This is a genomic window from Campylobacter sp. S4:11, assembly GCF_024723695.1.
In the GTDB taxonomy this organism is placed as follows: Bacteria; Campylobacterota; Campylobacteria; order Campylobacterales; family Campylobacteraceae; genus Campylobacter_D; species Campylobacter_D jejuni_C.
The window spans coordinates 1-2,958 of the sequence record NZ_JANQDC010000041.1 but is presented as its reverse complement, the minus strand read 5'-3'; the positions used below and the strand labels follow the sequence as shown (position 1 = coordinate 2,958).

General features: G+C 26.7%; 1 protein-coding gene. It reads right to left on the bottom strand.

Translation table 11 applies throughout. The features are described 5' to 3' along the window. Positions 1-435: 435 nt before the first annotated feature. Positions 436-2,958, bottom strand: a 2,523-nt coding sequence (locus CAMP5053_RS07955) for an autotransporter outer membrane beta-barrel domain-containing protein (RefSeq protein ID WP_337217612.1), incomplete at its 5' end; no start/stop codon positions are given.

Below are 2,958 nucleotides of genomic sequence, written 5' to 3'. Positions count from 1 at the left end.
TTTAAAATTACATACATTAAAAATTATTTTTGATTTTTATATTTACCAACCCATATGCTTTTAAAGCTATTGTGTTGATTGCTTTTAATCTTGTTTTTGTTGTTTTATATTTGTCTTAAGCAAACTCTGGGCAATTAAATTACTTTATATTTAGCTTTTTATCCTTTCTTAATTTATTTTGTCTTATATACTACTTATTATATATTTATAAATACAAAGTTCTTATTATAAACAGCCTTAAGCATTATTAATAATATGCAAAGCTAGTAAAACTAAGATTGTTAATGTTATTATTGTTAACTTTGTTATTATTTTCATGATTTAACTTATAGTTTTTATTTTTTAGTTCATTAAATTACAAATATAACTTTTATTTTTATAAGTATTCATATTTAGTTTTTCACACTAACTATTATTAGTTAGTGTGAATTAAACTTACCACCATAAACCTAGTTTTAAAAACATAGTATGAGAAGTAGTATTATCAAATGTAAATGCACCTGCATAGTTTAATGATAAATCAGCATTATCAGCTATAGCATAAGAAAGACCAAGTTGTCCGAAGCCATAATACTTAGAAGTTTCTATTTGAGTGGTAAAATAATTTTGTCCAAGTTTTAAACTTCCTTGCGCATCATTGTATAAATTTACTATAGCTCCTATAGTAATATTAGATCTTATTTTATCACTCCATGGTTTATACCATTTTAAAGCCGCACTTGCATCAATAAAGTTAAATTGCTCACCATTATAATGTTCTTTTAAACCACCCAAGTGTTTTAAAGTAAAGTTTTTATTACTCATACCATAATAGCTTAAACCTATTTCTGGAGATATTCTAGCTATATCTAGGGTATTATAATAATTAGCACCTACTTTTACATCTACACCATAACCATAAGTTTTAGCATCACTATCTATAGTAGCTGTATTGTTTTTATAAGTTTTTTCTATATCGGTTTTAGTATAATCAAGTCTTGTACTAGCACTAATATAATATTGATTAATACCATCTCTTGCTAATACTCCATAATAAGTTAAACCACCATAATAAGTTTTATCATCCAATTTAAGTCTTTGAGTAGCTTGTTCTTTAGAAGCATCTTCATAACCTAAGTAAAAACCAATTGTTCCATAATCATTTGGTAATTCTCTAAAAGACCCACCTATTAAACCTGTAGTATTAGAACTAAGTGATCCTACACTTTTTCCTATTTTAATAGATGAGTGATTATAATAAGGAAGTAAGAAAGTGTGATTTTTTGCATTTGGATTTTTATTAGGGATAAAAATATCTTCTAATTCGGCTAATAAATCAGCATCATTACCATAAGCTTCCCCTTTTTTAGATAATTCCATATCTAATACTTGAGAAAATTCTGTTTGAAAGTTTTTAGTATTTAAATCTCTTAATATATTAGAGATGTTAATATTTCTTAATCTAGCTGAATACACCATAGATTTAGCTAGGGTTTTACCGCTTACTTCATCTAAATCTACATGAGCCATATAACCCCCATTACCTACGCCTACAAAGTTAAAAATACCCGTAGGATCTATAATATTATTACCATCTACACCTAGATTATTATTAGTTTTATCTCCTATTGATTCTCCTTCTTTATTAATAAAGAAAGTATTAGCATCATAAACGATATTTTGTTGAATGTCTTTATTATTAATATAAATACTATCTGCATTAATACCACCTAAATTATTTCCACCTATGATGATAGAATTTTGCAATCTATCTTCTTTTGTTGTATATTCAGGTGCATTAAAATACCAGCCATCTATATTAAGTTTACCACCATTATTGTTTTCCAAATGGTAGCCATTGTTGTTTTTGCCTATAAAGCTTTTAGCACCATAATCACTAGGAAGATTACTTAAAATCATATTACCACTATTAGTAATACCGTTTTTAATCTCTCCTTGATTTGCTATATTTATATTTGCATTTTCTTGATTGTTTATAGTATTAATAATTCCATGAATATAGTTATTGATCTTATCAATCGTTCCGCTATTATCTATTTTATCAATAGTGCCTTCATTTTTTATATGTGCTATATTAGCGTTAGCTTTATTATTAATGTCATTGATAAAACCACCATTACCTATAGCAGAGCTAATACTTCCTTCGTTTATAATGCTATCAACTTTACCTGTATTCATAATGATACCTATAGAACTTTGTGTTTGATTTTCTATAGTTTTTATATGAGCTTTTTCACCTTCATTAATGATTTGAGAGATAGTTTGGCTCTCATCTTTGGTTAAAGATGCTTTATTGACTATATTTTCCATAGTATTTTTATTTATAACATAAATCATATTAGAATTATTTGTGATTGTTCCACTAATATTTCCTGTATTATCAACAGAAGCTATATTGCTTGTATTGTCTTGATCAATTGTTATAGTGCCTGAGTTTTTTAAAAATCCTACTTCAGAATGGTTTTTTAAGTTTAAATCTAAAGAGCTTGAATTTTCAACAAGACTTATAGAACTATCATCTAGGTTAATTCCTTTTTCTATGGTTCCATTGTTAATAACACTATCTATATGAGATTTATCTTTTAAATCTATAGAACCTTGAATTTCTTTTTCATTTTTTATAGAACTAGCATAAGAATTATTATTTAAGCTAATATTTCCTGTAATGGTATTTTTATTATTTATAGCTCCATAGATATTAGCTTTGTTATTTAAATTTATATTGCCTTTTATAGTTCCTTCATTTAAGATAGCATCACCTGCTAGATTATAACTAAAGCTACCATCTTGATTAGGTGTTAATGCTGCTATAATAGCACCATCTTGTAAGTCGATCACATTGCCATTATTTACAGAAGTTCCATTATTATTTACACCTATGGTTCCTTTATTGTAAATACCAGCAGTGCCTCCTGCTATTAAAGCATTAGATCCTTCTAGTTTGATGTAGTCTTTGAT